The 16,316-nt window shown below is 62.9% G+C and carries 12 protein-coding genes, 1 tRNA gene and 1 rRNA gene; 13 read left to right on the top strand and 1 reads right to left on the bottom strand.

The features are described 5' to 3' along the window. Nucleotides 1-5 precede the first annotated feature (5 nt). The 11 genes from ybeY to TACI_RS05455 all read left to right on the top strand — a co-directional run bounded on the left by ybeY (nucleotide 6) and on the right by TACI_RS05455 (nucleotide 12,173). Nucleotides 6-470, top strand: a complete 465-nt coding sequence (ybeY, locus tag TACI_RS05505) for an rRNA maturation RNase YbeY (protein WP_164925171.1) — start codon at nucleotides 6-8, stop codon at nucleotides 468-470. Nucleotides 471-534: 64 nt separating this feature from the next. Next, nucleotides 535-1,815: a hemolysin family protein gene (locus tag TACI_RS05500; protein ID WP_012869813.1), complete on the top strand. Its 1,281-nt coding sequence runs from the start codon at nucleotides 535-537 to the stop codon at nucleotides 1,813-1,815. Continuing rightward, nucleotides 1,802-2,215 carry a cytidine deaminase gene (locus TACI_RS05495; protein ID WP_242601072.1) on the top strand — a complete coding sequence of 138 codons (414 nt, stop codon included), beginning with the start codon at nucleotides 1,802-1,804 and terminating at the stop codon, nucleotides 2,213-2,215. Before TACI_RS05500 ends, TACI_RS05495 begins: the two co-directional genes overlap by 14 nt. Then, the gene (gene era, locus TACI_RS05490; RefSeq protein WP_012869811.1) at nucleotides 2,215-3,126 is read left to right on the top strand and encodes a GTPase Era; all 912 of its coding nucleotides are present in this window, start codon (nucleotides 2,215-2,217) and stop codon (nucleotides 3,124-3,126) included. The genes TACI_RS05495 and era overlap by 1 nt, the downstream gene beginning before the upstream one ends. Nucleotides 3,127-3,129: 3 nt before the next feature. Further along, on the top strand, nucleotides 3,130-3,912 hold the full coding sequence (gene recO, locus TACI_RS05485; RefSeq protein ID WP_012869810.1) for a DNA repair protein RecO: 783 nt from the start codon (nucleotides 3,130-3,132) through the stop codon (nucleotides 3,910-3,912). Continuing rightward, on the top strand, nucleotides 3,881-4,786 hold the full coding sequence (gene glyQ / locus TACI_RS05480; protein WP_012869809.1) for a glycine--tRNA ligase subunit alpha: 906 nt from the start codon (nucleotides 3,881-3,883) through the stop codon (nucleotides 4,784-4,786). Before recO ends, glyQ begins: the two co-directional genes overlap by 32 nt. Before the next feature lie 2 nt (nucleotides 4,787-4,788). Beyond that, the gene (gene glyS / locus TACI_RS05475; RefSeq protein ID WP_012869808.1) at nucleotides 4,789-6,864 is read left to right on the top strand and encodes a glycine--tRNA ligase subunit beta; all 2,076 of its coding nucleotides are present in this window, start codon (nucleotides 4,789-4,791) and stop codon (nucleotides 6,862-6,864) included. Next, nucleotides 6,861-7,670, top strand: coding sequence for a pyruvate, water dikinase regulatory protein (locus TACI_RS05470; RefSeq protein ID WP_012869807.1), 810 nt, complete (start codon nucleotides 6,861-6,863; stop codon nucleotides 7,668-7,670). The genes glyS and TACI_RS05470 overlap by 4 nt, the downstream gene beginning before the upstream one ends. A 53-nt stretch (nucleotides 7,671-7,723) precedes the next feature. After that, entirely contained in the window at nucleotides 7,724-10,372 is a 2,649-nt protein-coding gene (gene ppdK / locus TACI_RS05465) for a pyruvate, phosphate dikinase (protein ID WP_012869806.1), read from the top strand. A gap of 23 nt (nucleotides 10,373-10,395) precedes the next feature. Next, the gene (locus TACI_RS05460; RefSeq protein ID WP_012869805.1) at nucleotides 10,396-11,049 is read left to right on the top strand and encodes an HAD family hydrolase; all 654 of its coding nucleotides are present in this window, start codon (nucleotides 10,396-10,398) and stop codon (nucleotides 11,047-11,049) included. Nucleotides 11,050-11,159: 110 nt separating this feature from the next. Further along, nucleotides 11,160-12,173, top strand: coding sequence for a deoxyguanosinetriphosphate triphosphohydrolase (locus tag TACI_RS05455; protein WP_012869804.1), 1,014 nt, complete (start codon nucleotides 11,160-11,162; stop codon nucleotides 12,171-12,173). Nucleotides 12,174-12,217: 44 nt separating this feature from the next. On the opposite strand, the gene TACI_RS05450 is transcribed toward TACI_RS05455, so the two are convergent. Continuing rightward, a complete protein-coding gene (locus TACI_RS05450; RefSeq protein ID WP_012869803.1) occupies nucleotides 12,218-14,473 on the bottom strand; it encodes a transglycosylase domain-containing protein in 2,256 nt (751 codons plus the stop codon). A gap of 197 nt (nucleotides 14,474-14,670) precedes the next feature. Here TACI_RS05450 and TACI_RS05445 point away from each other — a divergent pair. Both TACI_RS05445 and TACI_RS05440 read left to right on the top strand, forming a co-directional pair. Then, nucleotides 14,671-16,192 (top strand): 16S ribosomal RNA (locus TACI_RS05445). 45 nt (nucleotides 16,193-16,237) lie between these two features. Further along, nucleotides 16,238-16,314 (top strand) — tRNA-Ile (locus tag TACI_RS05440). Nucleotides 16,315-16,316 lie beyond the last annotated feature (2 nt).

Below are 16,316 nucleotides of genomic sequence, written 5' to 3'. Positions count from 1 at the left end.
TGGATTTGAGGGTTTCGTTGTCCATATCGGGGTCGGTCCCCCCCCTCTTTGAGGACCTGAAGGAGACGCTGGAGGGTGCCTGGGAGAGGTTCCTCCGGGAGCATCGCTCCCTAATCCCCCACCAGGTGGAGGGGGTGGAGGTGAGCCTCTCCTTCGTGGAGCCGGAGGCCATGAGGGAGGTGAACCTCAAGTATAGGCAGGTCGACAGCTCCACCGACGTGCTCTCCTTCCCCCTTTGGGAGGAGGATGGGCGGTTCTCCCCCCCGGTGGGGTGGCGGTGGCTGCCCCTGGGGGATGTGCTGGTCTGCGTTCAGGACGTGGAGCCCCTGGGGGAGGGGGATAGGGCCCGCGGGGTGCTCCTGGTGATCCATCACGGGTTCCTTCACCTCCTTGGGTTCGATCACGGGGACGAGGAGCAGCGGCGGGAGATGTGGCTTCTGCAGGATGAGCTGATGGGCTTTACGGTATAATGTTTGAGCAAGGGTTGTTTAATTGCAAGCCCCCATGGGGGCCTAGAAAGGGAAGGGAAACAAGGTGACCGATGAAGTAGGCAGTAAATTCCTCTACATCTACCTTTTGTCTCTTTTGGCCGCGTCTTTCCTTTTCAGCGCCATGGAGACCGCCATGACCGCCGTCTCCAAGGCCCGATTGGCCGCCCTTGAGGAGGCGAACCCCCACAGGAGGCGGCACCTGTCCTGGTTGGCCTCCCACCGGCAGAGGGCCCTCACGGTGACCCTGGTGGGCAACAACCTGGTGAACATATCCGCCAGCGCCATAGCGTCCGCGGTGGCGGTGTCCCTGGTCGGGGGGGACGGGATATGGATATCGGTGCTCCTCATGACGGTGGTCATCGTGTTCTTCTGTGAGATCCTGCCCAAGGCCTCTGCCATAGCCAGGCCCGACGGCTTCCTCCTCAACCTGCTACCGGTGATACGGCTTCTCAACTTCCTCCTGTGGCCGGTCATATCCCTGGTCCAGTGGATCCTGACCTTCCTGGGTAGGACCATGGGGATCCGTTTGGATACCGCCTCCCTGGTCACCCGGGAGGAGATAGATCACATGGTGAAGGAGGGCAGCGCCAGCGGCGCCCTGGAGGAGGAGGAGAGGAAGATGATCCACGGGATCATCTCCTTTGAGGAGACCCGGGTGTCGGAGATAATGGTCCCCAGGACCGATGTGGTGGCGGTGGTGGCGGGTAGCACCGTGAGGGATGCGGTTAGGATCTTCATGGACAGCGGCCATTCCCGGATGCCCATATACGAGGGTGACATGGATCACGTGGTGGGGATCCTTTACGTCAAGGATCTTTTGCGGAACCTGACCCAGGGGGATATGGATCGGCCGGTGGAGGACTGCAAGCGGGACTGCCTGTTCGTGCCGGAGACCATGAGGATAGGGGAGCTCTTCGACAGGATGAAGAAGGCCCGGGTCCACATGGCGGTGGTGGTGGACGAGTACGGGGGCACCGCCGGGCTTGTGACCCTGGAGGACCTTCTGGAGGAGATAGTGGGGGAGATCCAGGACGAGTACGACGAGGAGATTCCCCCCATCCAGGAGGAGGGTGGGGTCTTCGTGGTTCAGGGGCACGTCCACCTGGAGGACCTGTCCGAGGCGCTGGGACACCAATTCCAGGCGGAGGACGTGGACACCGTGGCGGGTTTCGTTCTGTCCATCCTGGGGGCCTTCCCCGAGGAGGGACAGGGGATACTCTACGATGACTGGTCCATAGAGGTCACCAAGGTGCAGGGGCACAGGATAATGGAGGTAAGGTTCAGGAGGTTGGAAGATAGATTTGGGGGGGATGAGGATGATTAACCTTACGGAGGAGGAACTTGACCGGCTTTGGGAGTTGGCGTTGAAGGCCCGGGGCAGGGCATATAGCGGCTACTCCGGGTTCTCGGTGGGGGCAGCCCTTCTGTGTGATGATCGGAAGGTTTTCCTGGGTTGCAACGTGGAGAACAGTAGCTACGGTCTGACCCAGTGTGCCGAGAGGTCCGCCATATGCTCCATGGTGGCCGCCGGGAGTTCCAAGCCGGTGGCCATAGCGGTAAGGGGGCCCGAGGACGTGGACTGTTCCCCCTGTGGAGCCTGCAGGCAGGTCCTCATGGAGCACAACCCGGATATGTTGGTGCTCTTCCAATGGGGAGGGCAGAGGGTGGAGGTAAGGTGCCGGGAGCTCCTGCCCTACGGGTTCGAGCTGAAGGAGAGGGATTGATGGAGGTAGGCTTCAGGTCCGGTTGCGTGGCCCTTCTGGGCAGGCCCAACGTTGGCAAGTCGTCCCTTGCCAACGCCCTGGTGGGGGAGAAGGTGATGGCGGTCTCCCCAAAGGCTCAGACCACCAGGCACGCCATACGGGGCATAGTCCAGGGGGATGGCTACCAGATCGTCCTGGTGGACACCCCGGGGGTTCACGAGCCCCGTCACGACCTGGGGAGGTTCATGATCTCCCAGATAAGGGCCGCGCTGGAGGACGTGTGCGGCATATGCTTCGTGGTGGACGCCACCTCCAAGGGGATCTCGTCCCTGGACCGTCGGGTCCTGGAGTGGATCCAGGAGGCGGGGCGTCCCGCCCTCCTCTGCGTCAACAAGGTGGACCTGTTGGCTCGTAAGGACGACTTCTGGGACGTGGTGGCCCTTTACCAGGACCAGTACCGTTTCGATGCGGTGGTGCCCGTATCCGCCACCCAGGGAACCAACCTGGACGTGTTGAAGGAGGCCATGGTCAAGTGGCTTCCCGAGTCCCTGCCCCTCTTCCCGGAGGAGTTCCTGATAGACAGGACCGAGCGCTTCCTGGCGGAGGAGATAATAAGGGAGAAGATCTTCCTTGCGGTGGAGGAGGAGGTACCCCACTGCGTGGCGGTGGTGGTGGAGTCCTTCAAGAGCCCCGACGAGTACCCGGACAGGAAGCGCCTGGCGGTCCGGGCCTCCATCGTGGTGGAGAAGGAGGGGCAGAAAGGGATAATAATAGGGGCCAACGGCAGGATGATAAAGGCCATAAGGGAGGCCGCGGAGTCGGACATGGAGAGGGCCTTCGGGTACCCGGTGGACCTGGACCTGTGGGTGAAGGTGAGGCCCAAGTGGAGGAAGAACCCCTCCATGTTGAGGCACATGGGGTACGGTTCCTGAGCCTTGAGGTCCCTGCCGCTTCACCTTCATCGGCACCTTCCCCGGGGGGACCTGCTGGCTCACGGGGTGGTGGTCCGTCGGGAGGAGAGGGAGAGGTCCAGGCGGGTCCTCTTCCTCCTTAGGGGGCACGGGCTCATCTGGGGCACCGTTCCGTTGGGGAGCCGGTCCACCCTGGGGGCCGCCACGGAGGTCATGTCCTGGGGAGAGTTTCGCTTCCACTGCTCCGGTCGGTCGGTTGCGCTCCGGGAGGTGTCCCTGGTGGACAGCTACGTGTCCCTTAGGCATTTGCCCCTCTCCATTCGTGGGGCGGTGGACGTGCTGGAGCTGGTGGGGCATCTGCCGTGCTTCCTCCCTCAGGATGACCTGCTTACTCTGCTGTGGGGTTTCTTTTGCACCCTGAAGGAGTTGGCCCCGTCGGGGCCGGCGGAGGCCAGGTTCCTGGGGCGCTGGTTGGCCTCCGAGGGGGTATTGCCGGACCTGTCCCGCTGTTGCGAGTGCTCCTCCCCAGTTGGGGGACCGACGAGGTTGTCGGACCAGGGACCGGTCTGTTGTTGCCCCCATCGGGAGGTGTCTTTGGAGCAGCTTCGGGACCTGGGTTCCGCTGTGTATCTTCCCCATCGGAGGTTCCTTGAGTGGTGCCGGTCCAGATTTCCTGATGGGGACGCCAGGGCCTTGAGGGCCCGGTGGGAGGTTATAATCCTCTGGATGAGGGGCCTTGTCAGGGCTAACATTTTGCTAACCGGGAGGGAGACCCTTGAACTTTCAAGAGATAGTGATGAGGCTTGAGCGTTTCTGGGCAGACCAAGGCTGCGTCATACAGCAGCCCTACGACATAGAGGTGGGGGCCGGAACTATGAACCCCGCCACCACCCTCAGGGTGCTGGGGCCCGAGCCCTGGCGGGTGGCCTATGTGGAGCCCTCCAGACGCCCCACCGACGGCCGCTACGGGGAGAACCCCAATCGGCTGCAGCACTACTACCAGTATCAGGTGATAGTCCAGCCCGCCCCGGAGGACATCCAGGAGATATACCTGGAGAGCCTCAAGGCCCTGGGCATCGACCCGGCGGATCACGACATAAGGTTCGTGGAGGACGACTGGGAGTCTCCCACCATAGGGGCCTGGGGCCTGGGGTGGGAGGTGTGGCTTGATGGCATGGAGGTAACCCAGTTCACCTACTTCCAGCAGGTGGGGGGGATAGACATGGAGTCCGTGCCGGCGGAGATAACCTATGGCCTGGAGCGGATCGCCATGTTCGTCCAGAAGGTGGACAACGTCTACGACCTAAAGTGGGTTGGTGACGTGCGGTACGGGGACATCCACCATCAGGGGGAGGTGGAGCACTCCACCTACAACTTCGACGTGTCGGATCCAAAGATGCTCTTCGAGCTCTTCTCCCTGTACGAGCGGGAGGCCAAGCGGGTCCTGGAGAGCGGGCTGGTGCTCCCCGCCTACGATTACGTGCTCAAGTGTTCTCACACCTTCAACCTGCTGGACGCCAGGAGCGCCATAAGCGTCACCGAGCGGACCGGCTACATAGCTCGAGTCCGGGCGTTGGCGGGGGCCTGCTGCAGGGCCTACGCGGAGCAGAGGCGGACCATGGGTTACCCGCTCATGGGCAAGTTCGCGGATCGCAATGGATCTTTCGGGGGGGGCGAGTAGTCATGGGGAGCTTCAGGGACCTTCTCTTCGAGATAGGCACCGAGGAGATACCGGCCTCCTTCCTGGCCTTCGGGCTTGAGGAGGTCAAGCGGCTGGCTAAGGAGGAGCTGGAGGCGGCCAGCCTTCGCTACGGGGCCATAGAGTCCTATGGGACCCCTAGGAGGCTGGCGCTCTACGTTAGGGACCTGGCGGAGAGGCAGGACGACGTGGAGGAGGAGATCCGGGGGCCCATGTGGAGCCAGGCCTTCGATCCCAACGGTCACCCCACCAAGGTGGCGGTGGGCTTCGCCAAGAGCCGGGGCGTGGAGGTGGACGCCCTGGAGATGAGGGACGTGAAGGGGGTGCCCTACGCCTTCGCGGTGGTCCGCCGGGAGGGGCAGGAGACCTCCTCCCTCCTGCCGGACATATTGAGCCGGATCCTTCATCGGCTGGTGTTCCCAAAGAACATGTACTGGAGCGACCCGTCGGTCCGATTCGCCCGCCCCATCCGGTGGCTCGTGGCCCTCTGGGGGGACCAGGTGATCCCCGTCACGGTGGGCAACGTGACCAGCGGCAGGGTGAGCCGGGGACACCGTTTCCTTGGCAAGAGGGCGGTGGAGATCCGCTCCGCCGGGGAGTACCTGGACGCCCTCTACGGGGAGTTCGTCATAGCCCATCCGGGCAAGCGGCGGGAGAAGATGCTTTCCGCCATAGCCTCCCTGGAGAATGAGATGGGGGGAAAGGTGGAGCTGGACCCGGATCTGGTGGAGGAGAACTGCAACCTGGTGGAGTACCCGGTCCCCTTCTTTGGCACCTTCGACGCCTCCTTCCTGGAGATGCCCCAGGAGGTGCTCTGCACCACCATGAAGAAGCACCAGCGCTACTTCCCGGTTAGGGACTCCAAGGGCAACCTGGCCCCCTGCTTTGTGGGGGTCAGCAACAACCAGGCCACCCTGATGCAGAACGTGAGGGAGGGTAACGAGAGGGTCCTGCGGGCCCGTCTCTCCGACGCGTCCTTCTTCTGGGATGAAGACCGTAAGAAGGGGTTGGCCAGCCGGGTGGAGGCCTTGAAGAACGTGGTCTATCAGGAGAAGCTGGGGTCCGTCTACGACAAGGTCCAGAGCGTCAGATCCGTGGCCCTGTGGCTGGGTGAGCAGCTGGGCATGGTGGACAAGCTCAACCTGCTGGATCGGGCGGCGCTGCTCTCCAAGGCGGACTTGGTAACCAGCATGGTCTACGAGTTCCCGGAACTGCAGGGGGTGATGGGTAGGGAGTACGCCCGTTGTAGCGGCGAGGCGCCGGAGGTGGCGCTGGCGCTTTACGAGCAGTACTTGCCCCGGTTCGCGGGGGATAGCCTGCCCAGTCAGCCCATAGGGGCGGTGCTGGGGGTGGCGGAGAGGGCCTACACCATAGTGGCCATCCACCACGTGGGGCTGGAGCCCACCTCATCCCAGGACCCCCACGGCCTCAGGCGGGCCGCCCGATGCATAAACGAGATCCTGTGGGGGCTCGATCTTGACGTGGCGGTGGATCAGCTGTTCCTGAAGGTGGCGGAGGTGCTGGGGGCGGATCGGCCCGTGGTTGAGAAGGCCATGGAGTTCTTCCGGCAGCGGCTTTTGGTGCAGCTCCGGGAGAGGGGTTTCAGCCATGGGCTGGTTAGCCTTGGGGTGGACTGCATATGGTCCAGGCCCCTTCAGGCGCTGAAGCTCCTGGAGGTGCTGGAGGGACTCAAGGGGGAGGATTGGTTCGGGAGCCTGGTGACCGCCGCCATAAGGGTCAGGAACATCCTCCTCAAGGCCAAGGACGAGAGGATAGCCTCGGAGATGGACGGGGCGGAGGGGGTGGAGCTGGAGCTGCTGAACGAGCTTCGGGCGGTTCGCCCCTGTCTGGACGAGGCGTTGGGGGAGTTCGACTGGCATCAGGTGGCCCGGCTCCTACACCGGCTCGAGGGCCCCGTGCGGGCCTTCTTCGATGGGGTCATGGTGATGGATCAGGACCCGGAGGTGAGGGCCAGGAGGCTTGGCATCCTAAAGGAGGCCCAGGGACTCTTCGACCTGATCGGGGACTTCAGCAACCTCAAGGGGGAGGTTAAGGGATGAGCCAAGACTCGGTTGAGCTCTACGTGGTTTCGGACTTCACCGGTGAGACCGCGGAGCACGTGGCCCGGGCGGCGGTGAGCCAGTTTGGCCCCGACGCGGTGAGCCTGGTGCGGTTCCGTTACGTGAGCGACCAGGAGAAGGGGATGGAGGTCCTGAGGGCCGCGGCGGAGAGGAACGCGGTCCTGGTCTGCACCCTGGTGGACCACGGTCTGAGGCACTGGTTCGTACAGAGGGCCCTGGAGCAGGGGAACGAGGTGGTGGACATCCTTGGCCCCATCCTGGACATCCTGGGCCGCCGGCTCAACCGGAAGCCCCTGGAGACCCCGGGGCTCTTGAGGCGCATGGACGAGGAGTACTTCCGCCGGGTGAAGGCCATAGAGTTCGCCATAAGGTGCGACGACGGCAAGTCCCCGGAGATGCTTGGGGAGGCGGAGCTGGTGGTTATAGGGGTATCCAGGACCAGCAAGACGCCGCTTTCCATGTACCTGGCCCACAAGGGGATCGCCACCGCCAACGTGCCCCTGGTGCCCGAGGCGGATCCCCCGGAGGAGCTGTTCAAGGTGCCATCCGAGAGGGTGGTGGGGCTGATAATAGCCCCCGAGAAGCTGATCCAGATAAGGCGGGAGAGGTTGAAGGTCCTCGGGTTGGACGCGGACGTGTCATCCTACGCCCAGTGGGAGAGGGTGGAGGAGGAGCTTAACTTCGCCAAGTCCATAATGCGGAGGGTGGGGTGTCGAATCTTCGACGTGACCAACCGGGCCATAGAGGAGACCGCCCAGGAGATCCTGGATTACGTTGGCAAGTAGGCTTTTCTCCTGCTGTTTGAGAGAAGAATAGATAAGCTGGGGAGGTCGTTGCGATGACGGATAGGAAGTGGGTCTACCAGTACGAAGAGGGCAGGGCGGATATGAAGGGCCTTCTAGGGGGCAAGGGGGCCAACCTGGCCCAGATGTGGAACATAGGGCTCCCGGTGCCTCCGGGGTTCATCATCACCACCGAGGCTTGCAAGGCCTACTGGTCCGATCCGGAGGGGTTGATGGATTCCATATGGCCCCAGGTTAGGGATGCGGTGTCCAAGCTGGAGGAGAGGACCGGGAAGGCCTTCGGGGGCGCCGAGAATCCACTCCTGGTGTCCGTCCGGTCCGGTGCGCCCGTGTCCATGCCGGGCATGATGGACACCATCCTCAATCTGGGGCTCAACGAGGCCACGGTGGACGCGTTGGCTGCCGCGTCGGGGGATCAGCGGTTCGCCTGGGACAGCTATCGGCGGTTCATCCAGATGTTCTCCGACGTGGTGCTAGGGGTTGATATAGGGGAGTTCGAGTTCCTCCTCTCCCGGGTCAAGGGGGGGCAGGGGTGTTCCTACGACCACGAGCTGACCCACCAGTCCCTCAGGAAGCTGGTTGAAAGCTACCTCAGGCTACTGGACTCCAAGGGGATAAAGTTCCCCACCGATCCCTGGGAGCAGCTTCGCCTGGCGGTGGAGGCGGTGTTCAAGAGCTGGAACACTCCTCGGGCGGTGACCTACCGAAGCATCCACCAGATCCCCGATGACCTGGGCACCGCGGTCTGCGTGGTCTCCATGGTCTACGGCAACCTGGGGGACGACTGCGGCACCGGAGTCTGCTTCACCCGGGACCCCTCCACCGGCGAGAGGCGTCTCTACGGGGAGTTCCTGGTCAACGCCCAGGGGGAGGATGTGGTGGCGGGCATAAGGACCCCCCGCCCCATATCGGAGCTCAAGTCCACCATGCCAGAGGTCTACGAGGAGCTGGTGAAGCTCACGGAGCTCCTGGAGAGGCACTATAGGGACATGCAGGACATAGAGTTCACCGTGGAGAGGGGGCGCCTGTATCTCCTCCAGACCAGGAACGGCAAGAGGACCGCCAAGGCGGCGGTCAGGGTGGCGGTGGAGATGGTCCGGGAGGGGCTCATAACCCCCGAGGAGGCGGTCCGCCGGGTCACCCCGGACCAGGTGGAGCAGTTGCTTCATCCCCAGCTGGACCCGACCCTCAAGTTTGACGTGCTGGCCAAGGGGCTTCCCGCCTCGCCGGGGGCAGCGGTGGGCAAGGTGGTGTTCGATGCCGACGAGGCGGAGAGGATGGGCAAGGGGGGAGAGGACGTTATCCTGGTCCGTCCCGAGACCACCCCGGACGACATTCACGGTCTCTTCGCCGCCCGGGGCATACTTACCAGCCACGGGGGGATGACCAGCCACGCGGCGGTGGTGGCCCGGGGGTTGGGGAAGCCCTGCGTCTCCGGTTGTGAGGCCCTGGACATCGACCTGGCCCGAGGTGTGATGCGGGTGGGCCAGAGGGAGATAAGGAAGTACGAGGTCATAACCATAGACGGCTCCCGGGGCCTGGTGGCGCTTGGGGCGTTGCCCCTGGTGCAGCCCAGCTTCAGCGACGACTTCCGGGAGTTGCTGGATTATGCGGACGGGCTCTCCAGGCTGGAGGTCTGGGCTAACGGGGACACCCCGGAGGACGCCCAGCGGGCCCGGAGCTTCGGCGCCCGGGGCATAGGGCTCTGCAGGACGGAGCACATGTTCATGCAGGCGGACAGGCTGCCGGTGATGCAGGAGATGGTGGCATCGGTCACCAAGGAGGAGCGGATCGAGGCCCTGTCGAAGCTGAAGGTGATGCAGAAGGAGGACTTCGTAGGGATATTCAGGGCCATGGAGGGACTGCCGGTGACGGTGAGGCTCCTGGACCCGCCGCTTCACGAGTTCCTGCCCAAGGTGCCGGAGATGAGGGAGCGCCTCGAGGCCCTGGAGGCGGAGGGGAAGGGGGACGGTCCCGAGGCCCGGAAGATAAGGGTCCTGATACAGAGGGCTGAGAGCCTCAAGGAGGCGAACCCCATGTTGGGTTTCCGGGGTTGTCGGCTGGGGATCATCTACCCGGAGATATACGAGATGCAGGTGGAGGCCATCTTCGAGGCGACGGTGGAGCTCATGAGCCAGGGGGTCCAGGTCTACCCGGACATCATGATGCCCCTGGTGGGCACCAAGGAGGAGATGCGTCGCCTTAGGGAGATGGTGGACTCCAAGGCCAAGGAGTTCGAGGCCCGGCTTGGCGGTGAGATCCCCTACATGGTGGGCACCATGATAGAGGTCCCCCGGGCCGCCCTGGTGGCGGGGGAGCTGGCGGAGGATGCGGAGTTCTTCAGCTTTGGAACCAACGACCTCACCCAGACCACCTTCGGCTACTCCAGGGACGATGCGGAGGGCAAGTTCCTGGCGGAGTACGTGAGGATCCACGTGCTCCCCGACAACCCCTTCCATGTGCTGGACAGGTCCGGTGTGGGGCGCCTCATGGAGCTGGCGGTGAGGGAGGGGAGGCAGACCAGGCCCGACATCCAGATAGGCATATGCGGTGAGCACGGGGGCAACCCGAAGAGCATCGCCTTCTGTCACAAGCTTGGCCTCAAGTACGTGAGCTGCTCCCCCTTCCGGGTGCCGGTTGCCCGGCTGGCGGCGGCCCACGCGGCCTTGGGGTTGATAGACTGATCGCGGCGCTGAGGAGGGGACGGTTGATAAGGGCGATAGTGTTCGACTTCGATGGGCTGACGGTGGATACCGAGACCGCCTGGTACCAGGCCTTCAGTTCCGTACTGGCGGAGCGGGGGGTTCATCTCCCCCTGGCCCGCTTCCTTCAGGTGGTGGGGACCGACGATGGTCCCCTCCACGATTTCTTCCGGGAGGCCTTGGGGCAGGATTGTGATGTAAAGGCCATCGAGGATGCGGCGGCGGAGCGTTACAGGGAGATCATGATGGATCCAAGGCCCCGGGAGGGGGTTTTGGATTACCTGGAGGACGCGGCGGAGATGGGGCTGAAGGTTGGCATGGCGTCCAGCTCGGGGGCCTCATGGGTAGGTTCGTACCTAGACAGGCTAGGGATCGGTGGCTGCTTTCACGCGGTGGTCACCCGGGAGCAGGTCCAGCGGGTGAAGCCCGCCCCGGATCTGTACGTTAGGGCCCTGGAGCTCCTCCAGGTGGAACCCCATGAGGCCCTCGCCTTCGAGGACTCACTGAACGGTCTCCTGGCCGCCCGCCGCGCGGGGCTTAGATGCGTGGTGGTTCCCAATCGGGTGACCGAGTCGTTGCCCTTTAAGGGTCACGCCCTACGCTTGAGCTCCATGGGGGAGATGAGCCTATCCCAGGTTATAAGCGCCGTGGGGGGCTGAACGGCTGGGTGGGGTGCCGGGTATGAGGCTCATCTGTCGCCCGTTGAGGGACGGAAGGAAGATAAGTTGGGAGGGGACCTTCGGACCCCTCCGTTCTTGGGGGTGGGGCATTGAATACCGTTAGGGAGACCATTGAGGAGAGGGAGAGGCGGTGCCTGTCTCCTCGGGCCACCCTTGCCTCGAACTCCAGGGGGAGGCATGTGCCGGAGGATGAGTGCCCATTTAGGACCTGCTTTCAGCGGGACCGGGACCGGATAATCCACTCCAAAGCCTTTAGGCGGCTTAAGCACAAGACACAGGTACTCCTCCTCCCCGAAGGGGATCACGTGCGCACCCGGCTCACCCACACGTTGGAGGTATCCCAGGTGGCCCGCACCATAGCCAGGGCCCTCTCGCTGAACGAGGACCTTACGGAGGCCATAGCCTTGGGACACGACCTGGGGCACACTCCCTTTGGCCACATGGGGGAGAGGGTGCTGGATCGGCTCAGCCGCCAGAGGGGGCTCAACGGGTTTCACCATGCCTCCCAGAGCTTGAGAGTGGTGGACCACCTGGAGAGGGACGGCAGGGGGCTCAACCTCACCTGGGAGGTCAGGATGGGTATCCTCCAACACTCCAAGGGGCAGGTGGACGTATCCAAGGGTTTCAAGTTGGACTCCCCGTCCTCCCTTGAGGCGTGGGTGGTGAGGGTGTCGGACTCCATCGCGTACCTGAATCACGACCTGGATGATGCGGTTCGGGCCAAGTTTGTGACCCCCGGGGACCTTCCCTCCCGGGTCCTGGGCCTTGGGGAGAGGGTGTCGGACCGGATAGGCGCCATGGTGGAGGACGTGATCCGGAAAAGCTGGGATCGGGACCAGATAGGATTCAGCTCCGGCATGCTGGAGACCATGGAGGACATGAGGGCCTTCCTCAACCAGCGGCTTTACAGGTCCGCTAGGATCGTGGAGGAGGAGCCCAAGGTGGACCACCTGATAACCACCCTTTTCGAGCACCTGGAGGCCACCAGGCCCCAATGGGGGGCCCAGGCCATCGTGGATCACATATCGGGGATGACGGACCGGTACGCGCTGATGGCCTTCCGGCGGATTGCGATCCCGTCCCCCTGGGAGATGTCGATCTGATGGGTATGTGAAGGGGAGGAGGGCTACCCCTCCTCCCCTTCGCGTCAGTCGTCGATGTTGTACTTCTTGAGCAGCTGTTGGTACTTCTTCTCCACCTCGTTGGACGGGCTCGGGTCCGCCCTGTAGGGGTTGAAGCTGGGGTTGGGGGCCGGGGCGGGGGGAGCGGCCGCCGGCTTCTGGGGCTTGGAGAGCGGGCTGGCGGGGGCCTCGGTGGAGGTCCCCTGCCGCGGTTGCTCCTGGGCTGCCCCGTAGCGCATGGCGTACCTTCCCACGGTTGTGTCATCGTCCATGGGGGATAGGATCAGCTGGGGGCCGTTGGGGTCCGACCTGGCGGCGGCCACGCCACCTCCGTGGAGGGGGCACTGGGCGGTGGGGGCTTCCCCGGACTTTAGGGCTATGTAGGCCCCCTTGCAGCCCGGTGCGGTCAGGAAGCCGGTCTTGACGCATACCCGTACGAACTCCACGTTCACGTCCGACGGGACCTGGAAGCGCTGTGGTAGCTTGCGGACCTTGAGGACCCCCTCTATGAAATCCCGCCACACGGGAGCGGCGATCCGCCCTCCGGTGGCCTTGGCGCCCAGGGACCTGTGGTCGTCGTTTCCCGCGTAGACCACCGCCACCAGTCCCGGTATGCCTCCCACAAACCAGGCGTCCCCCCAGTCGTTGGTGGTCCCCGTCTTGCCGAAGGTCTGGTAGCCCGGGACGGCGGCGGGTCGTCCGGTGCCGAAGATGGTGACCTGTTCCAGGAGGGTCCTCATCTCGATGGCTGTTTCGGGAGATATGCCCCTCTCAAGCTGTGGGCCGTTTCGCTCCAGAACGTCTCCGGCTGGGGTCCTCACCTCCCGGATTGCGAAGGGGGATATCCGGTAGCCTCCGTTGGCGAAGGTTGCGAATGAGGCGGCCATCTCCAAGGGGGTTACGCTGGTGGAGCCCAGGGCTATGGACAGGTCGTTGGGAAGGTGGGGGGATGTGATCCCCATTGACCGGGCGGTGTCGATCACCGATTTGACCCCGATGATCTGGGCCAGCCTCACAACCGGGGTGTTGAGGGATCGGACCACCGCGTCGACCATGGACACCTCCCCATCGTAGCCCCCGTCGTAGTTCTTGGGGGACCAGCCGTTGGGGAAGTTCAGGGGGGCGTCTAGCAGGTGGTCCACCCCTCGGTAGCCGGACTCCAGGGCGGCGGCGTAGACTATGGGCTTGAAGGCGGATCCGGGCTGTCTGAAAGCCTGGACCGCCCGGTTGAACTTGCTCCTCTCGAAGTCGTGTCCCCCCACCATGGCCAAGATCTCCCCCGTATCGGGGTCTAGGGCAACCAAAGCCCCCTCGTACTTGAGCTTCGAAAAGGCCCTCTCCGCCGCCCGCTGCACGTCCAGGTCCAGTGTGGTATGGACTGTGAGGCCCCCCCGGTAGACCCGATCGGTTCCGTAGGTGGGTAGCAGGTTCTTGAAAAGAATGTAGGCCACGAAATAGGGAGCCTCGGAGGAAATGCGGCTCCGTCTAGCCTTGCCCTTCAGGCTGAGGTGGTCACTTAAGGCTTCTCGATGCTGTTCAGCGGTTATCCACCCGAGCTCCAGCATGCGGCCCAGGACGTACCTTTGGCGGGTCTTGGAGGCCGTGGGGTTCTTGATGGGGGAGTAGTACTCCGGGGCTGCGATGAGCCCCGCCAGGGTGGATGCCTCCGCCAGAGTCAGGTCCGATGGTGACTTGCCGAAGTAGAACTGAGAGGCTGAACCGATGCCGTAGGTGCCGTGCCCCATGTATATGGTGTTGACATACATTTCCAGGATCTGATCTTTGGTGTATACCCGCTCAAGCCGGAGGGATAGCACCGCCTCTTTTATCTTCCTCGATAGCCTCTTCTCGTGGGAGAGGAACATGTTTCTGGACAGCTGCTGGGTTATGGTGCTTCCCCCCTGCCTGGCTCCCCGGTGTATCAGGTCTACCAGGACTGCCCGGAGGATAGCGGTCGGACTGACACCTTGATGTTCGTAAAAGTCGCTGTCCTCCGCGGCAAGCACGGACTTGATGAACCAAGGTGAGACCTTCTCCAGGGGGACTATGGTCCTGTCCTCCTGGAATAGTTTGGCTATAAGCTTGCCGTTCCTGTCCAGGATGGAGGTGGCCTGGCTGGGCTGCTTGGAGAGGATCTCCTCGGTGGTGGGCAGGTCGGCGGACACTTCCTTGAGGAACATGGTCAGCCCCACCGACGCGGCGGCGGCGGTGAGGAGCAGGGTGAGGAGAAGGATGGATAGGAGGGTCTTGATCACCCCTCCTGGGCGAGCTCTCATGGGCATGGATGCGCCTCCCGTGATTAAAAGGGTTTGGTGTTACGCTGGAGATTATAGCACCCGGGAGGGAGGAAGATTTTTTTGCGGGGGGGGTTGCACGATCGTGGGAGACGTGATAGACTACCCCCTGTCGCCGATGGCGACCAGGAACCATGCCAACTGAATACGGCGCAACGGGTCGCAAGACGCCTTTGAGTGAGAATTGCTAGGAGAGTTTGATCCTGGCTCAGGACGAACGCTGGCGGCGTGCTTAACACATGCAAGTCGGACGGTTAGTAGGTGAAAGCTTGCTGGATCCTACTGATAGTGGCGGACGGGTGAGTAACACGTGAGAACCTGACCCAAGCAGGGGGACAACTGCTGGAAACGGCAGCTAATACCCCATAGGCGGGAGACCGTTAAAGGAGTGATCCGGCTTGGGAGGGGCTCGCGGCCTATCAGCTAGTAGGTGTGGTAATGGCGCACCTAGGCGATGACGGGTAGCCGGCCTGAGAGGGTGTACGGCCACACTGGAACTGAGATACGGTCCAGACTCCTACGGGAGGCAGCAGTGGGGAATATTGGGCAATGGGGGCAACCCTGACCCAGCGACGCCGCGTGGGGGAAGAAGTCCTTCGGGATGTAAACCTCTGTTGTGTGGGAAGAAGGATGTGACGGTACCACACGAGGAAGCCCCGGCAAACTACGTGCCAGCAGCCGCGGTAATACGTAGGGGGCGAGCGTTGTCCGGAATTACTGGGCGTAAAGAGCGCGTAGGCGGCTGGATAAGTCGGCTGTGAAAGACGTGGGCTCAACTCACGGATTGCGGTTGATACTGTCTGGCTAGAGTGCGGGAGAGGGAAGTGGAATTCCCGGTGTAGCGGTGAAATGCGTAGATATCGGGAGGAACACCAGTGGCGAAGGCGGCTTCCTGGACCGCTACTGACGCTCAAGCGCGAAAGCTGGGGGAGCGAACGGGATTAGATACCCCGGTAGTCCCAGCTGTAAACGATGGATGCTAGGTGTGGGGGTCGTATGGCCTCCGTGCCGGAGTTAACGCGATAAGCATCCCGCCTGGGGAGTACGGCCGCAAGGCTGAAACTCAAAGGAATTGACGGGGGCCCGCACAAGCGGTGGAGCACGTGGTTTAATTCGATGCAAACCGAAGCACCTCACCTGGGTTTGACATGTAGGTGGTAGGGAGATGAAAGTTGAACGACCCTGGGGTAACTCAGGGAGCCTACACAGGTGCTGCATGGCTGTCGTCAGCTCGTGTCGTGAGATGTTGGGTTAAGTCCCGCAACGAGCGCAACCCCTATTGCCAGTTGCTAACGGGAGAGCCGAGGACTCTGGCGAGACTGCCGTCGACAAGGCGGAGGAAGGTGGGGACGACGTCAAGTCATCATGGCCTTTATGCCCAGGGCGACACACGTGCTACAATGGCCGGCACAGAGGGGAGCGAGACCGCGAGGTGGAGCGAATCCCAGAAAGCCGGTCCCAGTTCGGATTGCAGTCTGCAACTCGACTGCATGAAGCCGGAATCGCTAGTAATCGCGGATCAGCCAAGCCGCGGTGAATACGTTCCCGGGCCTTGTACACACCGCCCGTCACACCACCCGAGTTGGGTGTACCCGAAGTCACCGGCCTAACCTGCGAGGGGAGGAGGTGCCTAAGGTATGCTTGGTAAGGGGGGTGAAGTCGTAACAAGGTAGCCGTACCGGAAGGTGCGGCTGGATCACCTCCTTTCTAAGGAGAATAGTTTAGCGTCTGTGTGACCCGTTGCGTCGTCGTGGGCCGATAGCTCAGGTGGTTAGAGCACACGGCTGATAACCGTGAGGTCGGAAGTTCGAATCTTCCTCGGCCCACCAGT

It is taken from the genome of Thermanaerovibrio acidaminovorans DSM 6589, from assembly GCF_000024905.1.
In the GTDB taxonomy this organism is placed as follows: domain Bacteria; phylum Synergistota; class Synergistia; order Synergistales; family Synergistaceae; genus Thermanaerovibrio; species Thermanaerovibrio acidaminovorans.
This window is presented reverse-complemented; position numbering and strand designations above follow the sequence as displayed.

Coding starts and splice junctions, on each gene's coding strand:
- TACI_RS05495 (WP_242601072.1), top strand. CDS start 1,802: ATGAGGATGATTAACCTTACGGAGGAGGAACTTGACCGGCTTTGGGAG.
- era (WP_012869811.1), top strand. CDS start 2,215: ATGGAGGTAGGCTTCAGGTCCGGTTGCGTGGCCCTTCTGGGCAGGCCC.
- glyS (WP_012869808.1), top strand. CDS start 4,789: ATGGGGAGCTTCAGGGACCTTCTCTTCGAGATAGGCACCGAGGAGATA.
- TACI_RS05470 (WP_012869807.1), top strand. CDS start 6,861: ATGAGCCAAGACTCGGTTGAGCTCTACGTGGTTTCGGACTTCACCGGT.
- ppdK (WP_012869806.1), top strand. CDS start 7,724: ATGACGGATAGGAAGTGGGTCTACCAGTACGAAGAGGGCAGGGCGGAT.
- TACI_RS05450 (WP_012869803.1), bottom strand. CDS start 14,473: ATGCCCATGAGAGCTCGCCCAGGAGGGGTGATCAAGACCCTCCTATCC.